Source organism: Roseivirga sp. BDSF3-8 (genome assembly GCF_041449215.1).
Classification (GTDB): Bacteria; Bacteroidota; Bacteroidia; order Cytophagales; family Cyclobacteriaceae; genus JBGNFV01.
In genome coordinates this window covers 5,209,928-5,227,780 of the sequence record NZ_JBGNFV010000001.1, presented here as the reverse complement: position 1 = coordinate 5,227,780, position 17,853 = coordinate 5,209,928, and the positions used below count along the sequence as shown (strand labels likewise).

Below are 17,853 nucleotides of genomic sequence, written 5' to 3'. Positions count from 1 at the left end.
GTTTAATTTATCAATCTTTGCCTGATAAGCTTCTAATCAACTACCTCACGATAATAAAATTTGCAGATATTTATGTAATATTTGGAGAGATAAAACAATGAATCGGAACATGTACTTTAAAAGGTATTCGCTTTTAGTAGCTAGTTTATTGGTGTTAGTATCGGGTCAGGTTTATGCCCAAAAGGCAAAGAGGGAAACCACCAGTGTAACATACATTCAAAACCCCATCAAGTCTTTGCCTGAAGAGATAAAAACGTATTCTGTAGAAGTTAACTACAGTAAAGATAAATACCATAAAATAGGGGAGCACACTATTAAAGACCAATACATGCAGCTCTCAGGCTTTCAGAAGACCGATAAAGAGGACGCAGACCTTTACATCACCTACACTATAGGCACCTACATGCAGGAGGACCACAACCTGGTGACTAGAAAAGGCAAGCCTATTAGCGGAGGTATGCCTGCACCCACCTACCACTATTATATGGTCAGGCATAAATTTCCGCTGAAAATGACAGTCACTTTGGCTTCCGGCGAGGTACTGTATGATCACTACATAGATGGATCAGACAACTTTAAACTTGAACGTGCCGGAAAGGAGTATACCACCAGGCAGGAGGCTGAAAAATACTGGAACAGCTTGACGCGTAAACAGATCGATGAAAATAAAATGAGGGCCTTACTGGAAAAAGCTCAGGAAAATCTGCAGAGCTACTTTGGCTATCCTGAGAAAAAAGTGTCTATGGTATCCATAAGCTTTAAGCCCAGTAAAGGCTTTACTTACGATGACATGGACGAGGCACAAGCCAAAGCTGTGGCTGCTTTCACCAAGCTTAATACAGACAGGTCTGAAGAAGGACAGCAGATAGCCCTGGCAATGTTGAAAGAAGCCCGTGACATATGGAAGGCCGCTGCCAAAGAAGAAGAAGTAGGGAAGAATACCAGAATAACCAAAAAAGTCGCCTTCAACCTATTGCTTAATATAGGAGTGGCCTCATACTGGCTTGAAGACTTTGTAACTGCCCGGACGGTATTAAATCTGGCTGCTGAGATAAAAATGATTAACAGCTATACAGAATACTATCTAAGTCTTGTGGACGAAGGGGAGGAACGTGCAGAAGCCAGGGCCAAATCGCTTTAAACCGGTACTTTCGGCAAAAATACACGAACTCTGCATAAAAAAAATGATAATAGTAGTATCTGCATGCTACTATTTGTCCTTGATATGACCCTGCTATGGCCTGTTGTCATAATAGCGGCAATGACATAAAGTAGTGGCTTAAAGATCAAGTAATTAGATTTATGATACGTGAAGGGAGACTTCAACTGATCGTCGGTGGATGTCTACCCTATGTAGCCTCGGCATTGCCTGAGGCTACTTTTTTTATTCTTTACTAAGCAAAGCGCTCGAAACAGCCAGGCAGTGGTTCAGCGTAAATCCTGATTATGTGATCCTGCAGTGAGTTTTATCATGCAACACTTTTTCCTGGGCGCCAAATGGCGCCTTTTTTATTAATCGAATTAAAACCACCGTCTTAGACGGTGGTCATGTTTGAGGGCTATGCCAGTAGGGGTATATTGTGGAATGAGCAAGTATCGTAAGCTATCGCATAGCTTTTACTATTGTGTCTATCATGTAGTATGGACCCCGAAGTACCGCCACCGTATACTTCGTGATATTGTTGCAGATACGTTGGAGAATAAGATAAAGACGATATGTGAATGGAAGGAGGTCAAGGTAGAAGAGTTGAACATTCAGCCAGATCACGTTCATTTGGTATGTAGTATACCTCCGAAACTTAGTGTATCAGACTTCATGGGTATTCTCAAGGGTAAGACAGCGATCATGATGTTTAAGAACTTCAAGAGTCTTCGCAGAAAACCCTATTGGGGCAATCATTTTTGGTCACGAGGCTATTTTGTAAGTACGGTAGGCATAGATGAAGAAAAGATAAAGCGGTATGTTAAGTATCAGGAGAAGGAAGATAAGAAAGAGGATGGGGATATAGATATCCCGCTATTCGATAACTGACTATCCCCCTTTGGGGGTAATAACCATTGAAAACCCCCTCCTTTGGTGGGGGTAATTTATTGGAAAAACTTTTAGCACCACTAAGATTTTTTAAGCCTATCTGTGTAATGAATTTCCCCCTTACGGTTTTTTACGATGGCTTTGGCAGAGTAAATTAGTGATGTGTAAAATGGTATAATCAAAGGGTTTTGTTGAACAACCTATTGGTTCAATGAATGAAACAGCCCTTCCCATCCAGCTATAAAAATCCATTTTACCCTAATACCTCCTGATGCTCCGGGTGTAATATTTGGAGAATGAAAAGAAAGTTTTGGAAGGTTACCTGAAGGGAATTTCTTAATAAACAGGCAGCAGACTCTCATTAGTTTTTTCACACAACCTATACGAGGTGAAAGAACGGATGGCAGACCTGCCCGGTATATATCAGGCTAAATAAACAAACGTACCAACGCGTACCTGCAGACCTATTAAAACATGAAAAACCTAGTAGTCAGGCTACTGATTGTGCTGCTTGCCTTACCCGCAGGCACCGCCCTTGCTTACACTACCAGCCAGCCAGCCGCTAACCCTGCTGATACGGCCTATGCACACAGCCTGCATGAAGAGGTGTTACGTGAAAATAAGCTGGCTAGTGAACTTACGGCTGACCTGCTGCCCTCACTGCCTGTAGGTATAGTAAAGGACGTGGGTGGCAAAACAATAATTATCGCGATAGACTCGGCTACCTTTACCCCGCAGGGGGCCATAATCAATGCTTACATATCCCTGGAGCTGGGCTCCGGACAACGCCGCGTAGCCTTTGCCGCAAAACAGATACTCTTTCAGCCAGGTGGAGCCAGCCAGGCAAATCGCTGGGAGATGCACCTGATTTCTGAAGAAAAGATTCCTTTTGGTAAAAGCGATCTCGTACTCCCCGCCAACAGGATGGGGAACTACGTGGCCTTCGGCTGTGGAGGCTTCCTCGAGCTATCTATCGACGGATATATCGAGTTTGATCCGGAAGTCATCCAGCCTGTTATAGAAAAGGATAGGGAGCCTGTTATAGAAAAGGCCGGGGAGCCGGTAAAAACCCTGCAGGCAGACCTGGCCCTCCGTACCACAGATCCTGGCAATATACTGGCGCGGATAGACTTACCCCCCTTTCAGCATGCCAAGCTTCCCGGAGTGGAATACCGTGCCCGCAATGTGGTAGCCGACTTTAGCGATATACAGCACGACCCTACCGTACTATTTCCCTTTGGCTATGATCCTGCCATGGGTGGTCCCATCCAGCTATGGAAAGGCATTTACATAGAAGAAGCGCAGGTAAAGCTACCCAGAGCCTTAGCCGGTGACCGCCAGAACGACCTCACCCTCTCCGGGTATAATATGCTGATAGACGATGCCGGATTCAGCGGTACAGTGGCTGCAGAAAACTTCCTGCCCATGGGAAAGAAAGCCATGGCTGGCTGGCCCTTTTCCATTGATCGCCTACGGATCAGCTTTAACCGCGATCAGATAGACGGAGCCGGTTTTGGAGGAGACCTGCGTATTCCCGCCTTCGACCAGACTGATTTTACCTACGATGCCATTATGCAAACAGGGCAGTCGGGCAAAACGGAGTACCTCTTCCTTGTGTCTGTCACCGATTCCGTAGAAATGAAAGCCCTGGGGGCGGACATTATGCTTGCCGATAACTCTGTGATCATTGTAAAAGAAGACAAAGGCAAGCTCAAGCCGGAAGCCATACTGCACGGCGTGGCCTCAGTAAATGCCGGAGACAAGATAGCCCTTACCAAACTACACTTTCAGGACATGCACCTGAGTGGGGAGGCCCCCTACATACACCGCGCCATCTGGTCGCTGGAAGGGGAAAATAATAAGGCTGGAGGCTTCCCTGTCACGGTAAACAGGCTGGCCTTTATGCATGACTCCGCAAAGATAAGGCTAAGAGCAGATGTAGGCCTGCATCTGATGAATGATAGTGACAAAGGCTTTGGTGCGGAAACGACGGTGGAGGTGTTTGGTAAAATAACTCCGCAAACGGTTACAGCCGATACCTCGGGCATGGAAGTCTCTGAAGGTGAAGAATACACCCCCGTAGCCTCCGCCACCGCTGAGCCTGGTCAAAAATGGGAATATGAGAAGACCACCATTTCAGATATTTTAATTAATGTAAACGGCGGTGCCTTTACAATGAAAGGTGCCCTTAGTTTTTATGAAAAGGATGAAGTGTATGGAAATGGTTTTCGTGGCGAAGTGGATGCCACCTTTAAACCTGGACCGCACCTGCGCGCCATCGCCCAGTTTGGTAATGTAAAAGATCTCAGGTACTGGTACGCCGATGCCAATGCGCGCTTTTCTACCCCCATAGGCACAGGCCTCGGCTTTTACGGCTTCGGAGGGGGTGCCTACTATCACATGAGCCGCGTGCTGCCAAATGCAGAGGCGCTGGAAGAGCCCGGACAGGGCATGAGGGTGGACCAGGCCATGACCGGTAAGGTAGGCAAAAGCCTTACCGGAGTCATTTACAAACCTGATGCTGAAACAGGCATGGGCTTTAAGGCCATGACCACTATAGGGCTCACGGGTGACCCCCGGCTCTTTAATGCGGATGCCGCTTTCGAGATGGCCTTTAACCGCCATGGAGGTGTCAGGTATGCGGCCCTGCAGGGAGATGCCTTTTTCCTTACCGGTCTGGATGAGCGTAGCAGCAGTGCACCCATGTATGCAAACCTGCTCATATCTTATGATTTTAATAATAAGGTGCTGCATGGCAACCTCGATACCTATATCAACTTCCCGGAGGGGGTAGTTCGCGGCATACATGAGCGTGGCCTGGCAGGTAGTGCCGTGCTACACTTTTCTCCCCAAGACTGGTATGTACACGTAGGGCAGCCGCAGCGCCGTATTGGCGTGCAGATACTCGGCCTTGCCAGGACATCATCATACTTTATGGTCGGAACCAGTATCCCCGGCATGCCCGCCCCTCCGCCTGAGGTAAGCAGCATACTGGGAGGCATGAACCTGGATATGATGCGCGATGAAAATGCCCTGGGCCTTGGGCGTGGCCTCGCATTTGGCTCGGCTATGCAGATAGGTACCGGAAGAAAAAGTTTAGGCCCCTTTTACGGAGAGTTCAGTGCCGGTGCCGGATTTGACATGATGCTCAAAGACTACGGCAGCGCCTACTGCGAGGGCCGGACCGGACGGATAGGGCTCAATGGCTGGTATGCCAGTGGGCAGGTGTACGCCTACATGCAGGGTGCCATAGGTATCAGGGTCAAAACGGCCTTTGTAAACGGCGACTTCCAGATACTGACCATAGGTGCTGCAGCAGTACTGCAAGGCAAGTTGCCGAACCCGGCCTACATGCGCGGGGTAGTGGGAGGGAAGTTCTCCATACTCGGAGGCCTGGTTAAAGGTAACTGCCGCTTCAAAGCTGAATTTGGCGAAGAGTGTGAGATCGTAGGGGCCAATGAGGTCACCGGGATTAAGGTGATCGCCTCGGTGACCCCCAAGCAGGCTGAAGGCGTGCTGGACGTATTCACCGTACCCCAGGCCAGCTTTAACCTTGGCATAGGCCAAACCCACCAGGTGATAGATGATGAGGGGCATGTCCGCACCTTCCGTGCCAGCCTGCAGCGTTTTGAAGTGTCCCATAACAACACCCCCCTGGCAGGTGAGATACGATGGAATGAAACCAGGGATGTGGCCGGCTTTAAACCACTGGAGATTCTTCCTCCCAATGAAAAACTGGATGTGCTGGTAAGCGTGGTATGGGAAGAGCGTCAGAATGGGGTGTGGAGACCTCTCGAGGACGGCACGGCGGAAGAAGAAATGACCTCTTTTGCTACAGGCGATGCCCCCAAAAACATTCCTGAGGAGAATGTGGCCTATAGCTACCCGGTGAAAGACCAGCGTAATTTCTATGCAGAAGAGTACCCTGCAGCCTACATAAAGCTGGACATAGGTCAGGCATATCTGTTTAATAAAGAAGATGAAAGCGGTAATGCCTACAAGTTTGTGGCACGCTATGAGGGGACCAATACCTCCACAGAAGTCCCGCTTACCTACCGGGCCGAAAACCAGGAATTAACCTTTGAGGTACCTGCTGCATTGGCTTCCGAAACAGTATACGATCTCTACATACTCAAGCTGCCCCTGCTGAGCAAGGCCCTGGATGCTAACCTGAATGCCACAGAAGAAACCATTGAGACCGAAGGAGGCAGCGAACTCACAATACGTAATAATGAGCTGAGCGGAACGCTCTCACTACCGGAAGACCTGAGGCTGTACAAGACCCAGTTCCGTACCAGCCGTTTCCGCACCTTTGCTGCCAAGCTGGATGCTACCGGCGGGCACCACACCCGGACCGTCATGGTAGAGGGCTTCAACTTTACCCGCTCTGCCCTGGGTATGGACATGCAGGAGCTGCCTGACCGGGCAGAGCTGTATGGCTCCAAAGGGCAGGAGGGGCTGATACAGATGGAGGCTACTACGGACAGCAGGTGGTGGACCACCTTTGCCTACCCTGACTTCTATAAGCCTTTCCAAAGAACAGACTATGCCCTGGAGTGGCGGGATCCGGAAACCACCGGTGGCGTAATGCCCCTGGGCGCTATAGGCCTGTACTACCAGGGGATAGAAGAAGCAGCCCACGCCCCATTGGAAAACCGCGGGCAGGACGGCTTGCTCATCATGCCATATGATGTGAGCATCTATACCTTCTTCGACCAGCAGGAGGCAGTGAATGCCTATATGAATGAGTATGTGGATAACCTGGAGGCCGCCCCTGCCAGCGTAAGGGCTTTCCTCTTTAACCCGTACGTGAACCTCTACCCGGAGCGGTACAGCTTCCACATGCGCTATGTATTACCTGGTAAAGATCGCATTACGACCGATAGGATTTATGGGCTGGATTTATAATAACATGAGAATCGGAATATTGGCCTGCTTTATTTTCTGCCTGGTATATGATGGTCAGGCACAGCAGAAAGCAGACAGTGTGTCATATGATGCACACATACGGGTGATAGCCCGTAATGAGACTGACCAGATCATATTGCGCTGGGCCCCCACAGCGCCCATTGCCTGGAAGACCGCCAATGAATATGGCTATGTCATAGAGCGTTTCACTATTTCCAAAAACGGTATAGTAGACTCCCTGAGCCCGGAACGGCAGCTACTAACGCCCGAGCCCATAAAACCATGGCCCCAAGCCAAATGGGAAGGGCTGGCTACCACCGAGAACAAGATGGCCGCCATAGCCCTGCAGGCCCTGCATGGGAATAACGTTGAGGTGACTGTCCGGGAGAGCACCGGCGGGGGCATGGGTATGCTCATGCAGTCAGAGCAGGAGCAGATGCGCTACTCCTTTGCTTTGTTGGCTGCCGATGTGGATGCAGAGGTGTCGCGGGCCCTCGGCCTGCGCTTTGAGGACCGGAGCATTAAAATCGGGGAGATATATGTATACCGCATAAGCCTGGCAAAGCAGCGGGAAGGCTACCACGTGAGGTCTGGTGCCGTACGTACAGACCCGATGCAGCTAAGTACGCTACCCGTATTGCAGCAGGTAAAAGCAGACTTTGGCGACCTGACGGCTAAACTTAGCTGGGATGTTCAGTTTATGGAACGCTTCTACTCCGGCTATAAGATCGAACGGTCAGCCAATAAGGGCAAAACCTTTGAGGCCGTAAACGAGGAGGTTTTTACAGGTACATATAATGAAGAGCGCCCCGGCACCCTCTACTACACTGACAGCCTGCCGGAAAACGGCAAAACCTATCAGTACCGAATCCGCGGTGTAAGCCCCTTTGGCATAACCGGCCCTGCCAGCGAGGTAGTTTCCGGGGAAGGCATGCCCGCCATTTCTGCAGGACAGCCTGTGATCACTGAAGTTCTCGTGGATGATAACAAGAGAAATGAGATACAATGGAGGTACCCTGAAGACCTGCAACCTGCCCTGCGGGGGTTTAAAATAGCCGTGGCGCCCACAGCACAGGGCCCTTTTACCCTGCTGCAGGAGGTAAGGCCGGGGCAGCGCACCTTCAGGCATAAAGATCCTGCCACAGTCAGTTACTATTCCATTACCGCAGTAGGAGAAAACGGTGAGGAAGTCAGTTCATTTCCCTACCTGGTACAGTCAGAAGACAGCACCCCCCCTGCGGTACCTGCCGGCCTCACCGGAACGGTTAGTACAGACGGGGTGGTAGCCCTGCAGTGGCAGGCAAATACGGAAGCCGATCTGGAAGGCTACATCCTGTTCCGCGCTAATAGTGCGGCCGAGCAGTTCTACGCCATACACCGTGACCCCATTTCAGGCACTTCCTTCAGAGACTCTATTAACATCAACACCCTGACCGAGAAAGTGTACTACAAGCTGGTGGCTATGGACAAGCGCTATAACAAATCTGCCTACAGCCCGGCCCTGGAGCTGAACCGTCCTGACCTGATAGCCCCTTCTGCACCGGTACTTACCCGCGTGGAAAATACAGATGAAGGCCTCCTTCTGACCTGGGTGCCCAGTAGCAGCCTGGACGTAACAGGCTATAACCTCATGCGCCATAGCGGCGGCCGTCAGGAGGTGATCGGGACCATCTCCCCCGAGGCAACTACCTTTCTCGATAAAGCGGTAAAGACCGGCGTCGCCTACCGGTATGAGCTTACCGCTGCCGATGATGCCGGACTCAGCAGCCCGCCCAGCTCACGTGAGATTACCCGCCTGCCTGTAGAAACCAGCGGGGCCGGGCTATCCTGGGCGACCATTACAGCAAACCCCGGGGCAGGAGGGATTACCCTAACCTGGGAGGCCGGGGATGAGCAGCCTGAACAGGTCATTGTCTACCGGCAATTGGGAGATGGGCCCCTTCGCCAGTACACCATCCTTAATGGGGATAAAAGTACCTATACCGACCAGCTTGTAAATGCCACCGAGACCTATACCTACCGCCTGCAGTGGGTAGGGGCCAATGGCATCAAAAAGAAATTAAGCGAACCTAAAACGGTTAACTACTAACCACATGAAAAAATTAATCGGATTAGCCATACTGCTTGTGCTGGGGCCGCTATTTGTCTCGGGGCAGACTATGCGGGTTACCCTTAGGGTAAAAGAAGTATACTCAAATGTAAGTAAATCGTGCGGAACCGAGGGCGATTATGAACACACGATAAACTTTAATTACGGGATAGATGGGGGGACTATAAACGCCTGGCCTGCTTCCTGTATGATAAGACAAACGTCAAATTCTCCCATAACTGTAACGGATCATAATGTTAGTACCTCCTTTTATGCTACCGAGAAGTTTGCCCTTAACCTAAAAGGGTTTGAAGGTACGAATGGTGGGGGCTGTGATTACACAGGCTCATGCAAAGGAGACATGGCTGAAACAACCAGAACCTATTTATTAGAAAATTACACACCTGGTGTAAACCATACCCTATATATAACCTGGGGAAAGTTTTATGTGAAGGTTAATCTATACTATACAATTCCCTCCCCTAACTCCCTTTCCATATCCAATACCGGTATTTTATGTCCCGAAGAGGAGCAAACACTAACTATTGATTACCCGGTTATCCCCAATGCCACCAACCTGAAGTTTGATTACGAATACAGGGTAGGGGATGAGACCGTAACCGTATTGGAGCCTAACACTGCATACTGCGGACCCTGCAGCGGTGGGGTACCACTATCCGCTCCTGATAATCCTGGGAGCGGTTCGACCGGAAGCGGTTCGACCGGAAGCGGTCCCTCCGGAAGCTATAGGTTTAGCTCAGACATACCCGGCACTGAGAAATTCATTACCGTACCCACAACAAGTCCCTGTTGCGATGAGCCCCCCTTTATAGAAGTGGTAAAGGAAAAGTGGCGGGTCATTTCTACAGGTAATACCTCAAAGCAACTGAATATCACGCCTGGCCAACTAAGTGGCATTGACACCCTTTCTGAAAATACCCGGGTTACCTTCAGAGCCAGGGCGACAGCAGGTAGCTATAAGTCCGGATACCGAAGCCGCTCGGTCACCGTTTCCCCCCCCGCCCCGGTATTCGATTCGTACCAGGCAGTAGCCTCATGCCCTAACGGCAGAACTGGCTCGGTTACATTTAATAATATATATGGTACGACTTACGAATATAAATATATAATACAGACAGAAGCCTGCACCAGCCCTTTCGACGATGCCTGTCTGCTTAGTTATGTAGCCCATGATACATTTAGTATTGAAAAGCCCCGGATCATAGCCGGCCCCACAGGCCCGTTCCTGCTGGGAGCAGTAGCTACAAGCCATACCGTTGAAGGCAGGAATCTAACCATAAACGGCCTCGGGCCGGGAGATTATATTGTCTACCTCACCAATGTAGGCGGTACAAAGGGCGAGTGTTATACCAGAACTGACTTTACCATACCAGCCTGGCCCTATCCTGATGTCACCCTTGCCGCTACCAAAAATATAAGCTGCCACGGAGGATCAGACGGCACCATCACCGTGGCGGGATCAGGAGGTAAGCCGGGAGTGCTCACCTATAGCATTATGCCGGAGGCGGGCACGTTTGATGCGGCCACCAAAACATTCTCCGGCCTGCCGGCAGGTACCTACCTGATAACCCTTACGGATGAATGTGGCGAAAAAACTACCGTAAGCACCACCCTGACCCAACCTACCCGTGTAACAGCTAGCGTTTATTCGGAAGCCCCCGATTGCTACGACCCGGCAAACGGCTGGATATCCGTAACCGCAGCGGCTGGATCGGGAAGCTATAACTACGCCCTGTTTAATGGGACATTGCTGGTAAGCCAAAGCAATAATACGACAGAAACAAGCTGGCTGGTAAATGCCCTGCCCGGCAATACCTATACCGTACAGGTCCGTGATGCATTGCGCCCCGCCTGTGAGGGCTTCGACAGCACGTTTGTCATCAAAAATCCGGAGCCGCTGGCGCTTACCGTGACGGGTAAAACTGATCTATCCTGCTTCGGGAGTGGAGATGGCAGCATCAGTCTGTCCGGTAGCGGAGGAACCGGTAATCTCACATACTACATTAAGAATACCGGCACAAATGCTATCTCAAATAATACCACAGGAATCTTTGAAGGATTGCCTGCAGGTAGTTATGCAGCTTGGGTACGTAATACCGGCACTCGCTGTAACGACCAGTTTGACCTGCCCGGAACCATTACCCTCACCCAACCGCCCCAGATTACAGTAAGCCTGACTGCCTATAATATTACCTGTACCGATGAGGACAATGGCGCCATAAAGGCCCATGCTGCAGGCGGTACGGGTACACTGTCGTACAGGTGGGAATATAATACCGGCGGAGGCTGGTTTACGATAGGAGGGGAGACGACCGACAGCATTTCCGGACGGTTCCCCGCCAGGTATCGCGTATGGATTACGGATGAGCTAGCATGTTTTGAGCGTAGCGGGGAGATAACCCTGGTAAACCCCGGGCCGCTGGTAATCACAGAGGTGGTGAGAAACAGACCCGCCTGCTTTGGCGATACCGACGGTACCCTTAGCCCTGTGGCTACCGGCGGATGGGGCCGCTACCAGTACACCTACTCGGCTGATGGCGGTACTAACTGGCATGAGTTGCTACCCGGCTCCACTTTTGGGTTTGGAGATTTCAGGGTGGCCGTGACCGATGCGGAAGGCTGCTACTATGAGTTCCCCGAGACAATCTCCTTCACCGCTCCCGGGCAGGCCCTGGGCCTAAGCTTATCAGCTCCTACCCATAATGGCTATGAGGTAAGCTGTGCCGGAGGGGACGACGGCGTGATCGAGATAGCTGCCACCGGAGGGGTACCGCTGGCCGGTGAAACCTATACCTATTACCTGAACGGTACGGAACAGGGCAGTTCTCCCACAGTTTCCGGTCTCACGGCCGGCACTTATACCGTGGGTGTGCAGGACGCCTACAGGTGCTACCAGGAAAGTACCATCATCCTAAGGGAACCCGAAGCCCTGCATGCGAATCTGACGGCCCAAACGGATGTCATGTGCTATGGTGATAATACCGGTATGGCCACATTTTCCCTATCAGGTGGAGTGGCCCCCTACACCTATACGCTGGATGGACAAGCCGTGGCTACTACGCAGTTGGAGAACCTGACGGCCCAGGCTTATACCTTTGCCGTTACGGACGCTAACGGATGTACGATTGCTGCCCAGGTAGTCATCAAAAGCCTGTATCCCCCTATCCTTATCAGTTTCGATACCCAGGATGTCACCTGCTATAATGGTGACGACGGCCATATTTCAGCCAGCCTGAGCGGCGGAGCAGCCCCCTATACGTATGAGTGGGAAGGACATACCGACAATACGGCCAGCCTGGAGAGGCTGTCTACCGGCTGGTACACCCTGCAGGTAACCGATGCAAAAGGCTGTAAGGCCATTGACTCAGTATTCATTGCCCAGCCTGAGAACATCGATATCGGGGAAGACGTGACCATCTGCCGCGGACAGGAATTCAGGCTGGACGCTACCCACCCAGGCGCTACCGGATATGCCTGGACCGGCCCCGCTGGCTTTAGCAGCAATGAAGCCACCCCATTAGCCACCCAAAGCGGTACCTACTCCGTAACAGTAAGCACCGCACAGGGCTGTACCCTTACGGATGCTATGCAACTGACCGTGTCAGAAGAGTATTTTGAGGCGCTCTTTGTGGCCTCCACATACTCTGCCCTAGGGGATACCGTAGAACTTATAGAAGTGAGCTACCCCCTTCCGGCTCGTGTAGAGTGGGACTTTGGTACGGGCATTACGGTGGTAGATGATAATCCTGCCAGACCCAGGATCATCTTTAACCAAACAGGAGACTACTCCATAGGTATGACGGCCTGGTATGCTGGCTGCGTGGACAGCCTGCGCAAGACACTCACCAGCCTGCCCCCTGAAGAGATTACTGTAAGTGAACCTGCGGCACCTGTGGTAGTGAGCCTCATAGAAGAAGCCTCTGCCTACCCCAATCCTAATAACGGCCAGTTTAACGTAAGCATAGCGCTTAATGAAATATCCACTGTCACCCTATTGGTATACAATCTCTATGGCGAAGAAGTAGCCCGCAAGCGCGGAGATGGCTCAGACGCATACGATATCCCCATAGAGATCAACCCGGCTACTCCTGGCGCCTATTTACTGACCGTTATAGCGCAGGATCAGCGATTCGACACCAAGGTCATTATTCAATAAAGAAATAATGAAAAAAGGACACCTGCTTCTACTACTTCTCACCTTAGCTGTGCCGGTACTGGGGCAAAACCTGGATAACCTCGGGGATAAGGCCCCTGTCCAACTTAGCGGTTCCATACGAGCCACCAGTATAGGATACACTGCCCTCCGGCTGGATAACCGGCGAGACCCCTTTGCATGGTACACCAGTGGCACCCTCAATGTATCCCTTTACGGTTGGGCCATACCCTTTACCTTTAGCTACAGTGACCAGGACAAGTCGTTCCGGCAGCCCTTTAACCGCTTTGCTTTTTCTCCCACCTACAAGTGGGTAAAGGCCCATGTAGGCTACAGCAGCATGCAATTTTCCCCTTACACCCTCTCCGGCCATGTTTTTTTCGGCGGTGGGGTGGAGCTAACGCCCGGCGACTGGCGCATAAGTGCCATGTACGGCCGCCTGCAGGATGCAGTAGCCCCGGATACAACCATGATGGAAACAGTAGTGCCAGCCTATGAACGCTGGGGCTATGGGCTGAAGGGGGGCTATGATAAGGGAGATTATGCCCTCTATATGAATCTCTTTCATGCGGAGGATAAAACCAGTTCGCTGTCCTACACCCCCGAAGACTCCGGCCTACTGCCACAGGAGAACCTGGCTATGAGCATCAGCGGGCGTAGCACACTCTTCGGTCGCTTTAGCCTGGAGGCAAAGTATGCCATGAGTGCCTTTACCCGTGACAAGCTGGAGCAGGATAGGGAAGGAGAGGAGGTTTCCGGCACGACCAACCTTACCAGCCAACTGGCCTTTTTACATAACCCCAATAGCTCCACCCAGTATTTTAGTGCTTACAAGGCGAGCCTGGCCTGGAATGGCCCCCTGGCACTGCAACTGAACTACGAGCGGGTAGACCCCGGCTACCGCACACTGGGCGCCTACTATTTTAATAATGACCTGGAAAACGTAACCATAAGCGGCTCCGTGCCCCTGCTGCAAAATAAACTGCAGGTGGCAGTAAATACCGGCTCGCAGCGTAATAACCTCGATGATACCGAAACCAGCCAGACACGCAGGCTCATAGGCTCGGTCAATGTGAACTATGTACCCCTAGAGGCCTGGTCGTTTAACGGTAGTTATTCCAATTTTACTACCTACACTAACGTAACGCCGCAGTTCGACCCCTTCTACCAGGAAAACCTGGACACACTTAACTTCTACCAGGTGAGCCAGACCGGTACGGCTACCGTGGCACATAACTTCGGCGCTGAGGCCCTGAAGCAGAGCCTGATGTTTACCGGTACCTACCAGCACGCTGCCGAAGAAAGCAACGAGCCGGATGCACCCGCCCTTGAGCCTACGGTGCTGCAGAGCGGTACCATGAGCTATCGCCTCAGCTTCGAGTCCGGCATGGGAGTAAATGCCGGAGTGAATGGCTACCGTAGCCTGGCTGCCAATATGGAAACCCTGACGCTTGGGCCTGCGGCCGGGGCTAATAAAAGCTGGCTGGAAAACCGGCTACAGGCCAATCTGAATGCCTCTTATAACTGGCAGCAGCTAAATGGAGACCCTACGGGCGACATCCTAAGTCTGCGGCTGACAGGGAGCTATACGCCCGGCAAAAAAGAAAGCAGCCAGCCTCCCTCAAAAACTCCGGATACGGATAAAAAACACTCCTTACTCAGCGGCAAAAGCCAGCATAACTTTTCGCTAAACGTCGTATACCTGCAGAAGCTGAACACCGGTATGGAGGCCACCAGTATAGATATGCCAGGCTTTACCGAATATACCGCCACCCTAAACTATACCTATTCCTTTTGATGATAGGGGAGGTCAGAACCTGTTTGCCTCATGAAAATAACCTCATTCCCCGGCATATACCCTGAATGGCAACCCAATGAAAAGGATTGTACTGGTTTTCTGGCTTTGCCTTGTGCACCAGACAGCTTTGGGTCAGTGCCCTCAGGAGTTACGATCATACTTTGATATATGAATATATTCAAATTGCGTCTGAGAAGGGAATCACAATAAGATTTGCACCTGAATAAGGAATAAGGAGGACTTTTTACAAGCAGAAGTAGAGCAAATACTAAAGGAGATTGAATGTGTGTCAAGGTATGACAACCTCTCGAAAGTACAATGAGAGAGATGATTCTTTTGAAGCTTCAAAATGAAGAGGTACTTCAGATAACAAAGAATTTGGGGCATCCTATGAATTATTCGAAGTCTAAGGAATTTCACCTGGAAGAAAGATTACTACGCTACAAGCTAAAGTTTGGCTTTGCTAATAGGTTTAATTCTTTTGATTTTGGATGATCGGTTATTAATGATGCGAGGAATATTAAAAGCGCCGCCTGGCTTAGCATATCGGTAAGCTTAGCCCCTTTGGCTAGTTTAAAACGGATGTCCGGCTCAAAGTCGGGAAACTCCCGAAAGTTTAGTGTATGCATTGAATCAGCCGCATTGAAGTCATAATCGTCATAGCTTTCAGCAGCAGGGTAAGCATTACCCGTTTCCGGTGTATCGACGGCAGGTTTTATGATATAGTATTCAGTTGCTATTTATATATTTTTGGAGCCTAATAAAGCCTGCAATAGTGTGAATTTATAGACTTAATAAAAAATGATAGTGGGGTTATTAAGAAATACTATCCGGAGTAGTGCTGTTAATTTCAATGGCGCTATGTAACACTCCCCATTTATATTAGTGAAATAATTAAATATATAATACTACCGGCAATTGGATCCTGATGAAATAGAGGGGCCATAGGGCTAGGGAAGAACTGCTGAGGCAGCAAGGTCTTTCCGCTGAACTATACCGTCTTTTCTGAGAATGACCCGAAGCTTGCTGCCCTTGGCGCAGGCGTTTCCCTTGTGCCAGCCTGGTATCAATGCATTCCCCGGAATGCATCCAGCAGAGTAGCCAATCTCTCCGGCCTATGCAATATCCCGCAAGAGGATTGGTAAGTGATGAGCCCCATCTGCTTCCCGATCTTTTGTGGGGTATTTAAAATAATTAGTCACTAGTAGGAAAAATTATTAAATTAAATATTTACAATTTAATCGTGATTAATAACACTTTCGTTCTTTTTATAGAGGAAAAAATATTCGATACGGTAATATTTATAAGATTAAAATATGAGTTGCCTTGTATCTTTGCATTAGCCGATTTATTTTTGGCTTGCCAGATGTACTATTTTGCATGTCTAGGGTATCATTCTTTTAAAGATAAGTGTGAGTTTCCCCTGGCGAAGCTCTGTCAAATCCCATTTAATTTCTGCTAAAAATCACAACTCCGCTCAGTTTTGTTTAATTACAAATCCTGTACTGCATCAGGGTATATTATTATTTTGTTTTTCCTGCTCTTCACTTCCCCCCTTTTAGTAAGTGGAAGGAATGATGATAACGGTAAAGTCAGGAGGGGAAGCCGGTACGTATTGAGAGAAAAAATCTTTTCTGGACTAAGTCGTGCCCAAGACCCTGGTTTCGATATTTTCAGTATTATAGATACCTATGCCCTGAAACAGACAAATCTGGAGGCCTTTCAGAAAGCCGGCCTTACCGGGGATGGCATTAAACTGGGCATAATAGACGGAGGATTTGCCTTCGCAGATACTGCTGCACGCCTGCAGCATGTCATTACCAGTCATCACCTGGGGGAGACCAGGAATTTCCTTAATGACAGCCGGGATATATTTAATGAGGCTTCGGCTATCGGAGACTTTCATGGCTCTATAGTCTGGCACCTCACCGGAGGGCGTGACGCCAAAGGCGGAAATATGATGGGCCCGGCTACAGAAGCCACCTATTACCTTGCCTCTGCAGACGAGCCGGAGCATGAATCCCGGGATGAAGAGCAAAACTGGATAAAAGCCCTGGAATGGCTTCAGGCTAATGAAGTGAGGGTCGTGAATTCCTCCCTTACTTATTCTACTGGGTATGATGACCCTGCCGAAAATTATCTGCCCGAGCAAATGGACGGTAAAACCACAAAGGTAACCCGTACGGCTTCCGAAGCCGCAGAAAAGGGGATAATCCTGGTTGTAGCCGCCGGAAATGAAGGAGAAGATGAAGAATGGCAGATCATTGCCGCTCCTGCAGATACAGAGAATGTAATTACGGTCGGGGCTGCTGACAGAGAGGGCCTGAAAGCCGGTATGAGTGCTGTAGGTTCGGGTTTTACACCATATGTGAAACCGGATGTGGCCTGCTACGGCTTTAGCGGTACCTCTACCACTGCCCCCGTCATCACAGGTATGATTGCCTGTATGCTGCAAAAAGATCCTGGCCTGAGTCCTGCCAGGGTAAAAGATATATTAGTCAGGTCATCAGACTTATATCCTTTCCCCAATAATTACCTGGGGTATGGTATACCGGATGCCAGGAAAATTCTGGCCATTATGAATGGGCAGAGGATCATATACAATGCGAAGGAGATTTTAGCTAAGGAAGAATATTCAATGAATGGTATTGCCTCCGATAATCCCTCCATCCGCCTGTTTCATAAAATCGATGTGTATAAAGTGAGCTCGCAGGAGCTATATGTGCCGAGTGAGGGCTCGTTAACCATAAAACGGCCTTCCGCTGAGATAACCAGAACCACCATTGCCGGTAAAGACTTCGTACGCGAAGTGGTATGGCAATAAACTTATAGGCCTGACCAGCCAGCTGAGA

The 17,853-nt window shown here is 50.0% G+C and carries 7 protein-coding genes; all 7 read left to right on the top strand.

The window, feature by feature from the left end:
* The first annotated feature begins 109 nt into the window (after nt 1–109).
* The 7 genes from AB9P05_RS21370 (at nt 110) to AB9P05_RS21340 (ending at nt 17,825) form a co-directional block, all read left to right on the top strand.
* Nucleotides 110–1,141: a hypothetical protein gene (locus AB9P05_RS21370; RefSeq protein WP_371910870.1), complete on the top strand. Its 1,032-nt coding sequence runs from the start codon at nt 110–112 to the stop codon at nt 1,139–1,141.
* Between the two features lie 444 nt (nt 1,142–1,585).
* Nucleotides 1,586–2,032, top strand: coding sequence for an IS200/IS605 family transposase (tnpA, locus tag AB9P05_RS21365; RefSeq protein ID WP_371906921.1), 447 nt, complete (start codon nt 1,586–1,588; stop codon nt 2,030–2,032).
* 474 nt (nt 2,033–2,506) lie between these two features.
* Entirely contained in the window at nt 2,507–6,940 is a 4,434-nt protein-coding gene (locus AB9P05_RS21360; protein WP_371910869.1) for a hypothetical protein, read from the top strand.
* A 4-nt stretch (nt 6,941–6,944) separates the two neighbouring features.
* Nucleotides 6,945–9,029: a hypothetical protein gene (locus tag AB9P05_RS21355; RefSeq protein WP_371910868.1), complete on the top strand. Its 2,085-nt coding sequence runs from the start codon at nt 6,945–6,947 to the stop codon at nt 9,027–9,029.
* Between the two features lie 4 nt (nt 9,030–9,033).
* Nucleotides 9,034–13,206 (top strand): T9SS type A sorting domain-containing protein, encoded by a 4,173-nt coding sequence (locus AB9P05_RS21350; protein ID WP_371910867.1) that lies wholly within the window; start codon nt 9,034–9,036, stop codon nt 13,204–13,206.
* Nucleotides 13,207–13,213: 7 nt separating this feature from the next.
* Nucleotides 13,214–15,001 carry a hypothetical protein gene (locus AB9P05_RS21345; protein WP_371910866.1) on the top strand — a complete coding sequence of 596 codons (1,788 nt, stop codon included), beginning with the start codon at nt 13,214–13,216 and terminating at the stop codon, nt 14,999–15,001.
* A 1,615-nt stretch (nt 15,002–16,616) separates the two neighbouring features.
* A complete protein-coding gene (locus tag AB9P05_RS21340; RefSeq protein WP_371910865.1) occupies nt 16,617–17,825 on the top strand; it encodes a S8 family serine peptidase in 1,209 nt (402 codons plus the stop codon).
* Nucleotides 17,826–17,853: the final 28 nt, after the last annotated feature.

What these genes read in the sequence shown, in the direction of transcription:
- AB9P05_RS21355 (WP_371910868.1), top strand. Translation starts at nt 6,945, where the DNA reads ATGAGAATCGGAATATTGGCCTGCTTTATTTTCTGCCTGGTATATGAT.
- tnpA (WP_371906921.1), top strand. Translation starts at nt 1,586, where the DNA reads ATGAGCAAGTATCGTAAGCTATCGCATAGCTTTTACTATTGTGTCTAT.
- AB9P05_RS21350 (WP_371910867.1), top strand. Translation starts at nt 9,034, where the DNA reads ATGAAAAAATTAATCGGATTAGCCATACTGCTTGTGCTGGGGCCGCTA.
- AB9P05_RS21345 (WP_371910866.1), top strand. Translation starts at nt 13,214, where the DNA reads ATGAAAAAAGGACACCTGCTTCTACTACTTCTCACCTTAGCTGTGCCG.
- AB9P05_RS21360 (WP_371910869.1), top strand. Translation starts at nt 2,507, where the DNA reads ATGAAAAACCTAGTAGTCAGGCTACTGATTGTGCTGCTTGCCTTACCC.
- AB9P05_RS21370 (WP_371910870.1), top strand. Translation starts at nt 110, where the DNA reads ATGTACTTTAAAAGGTATTCGCTTTTAGTAGCTAGTTTATTGGTGTTA.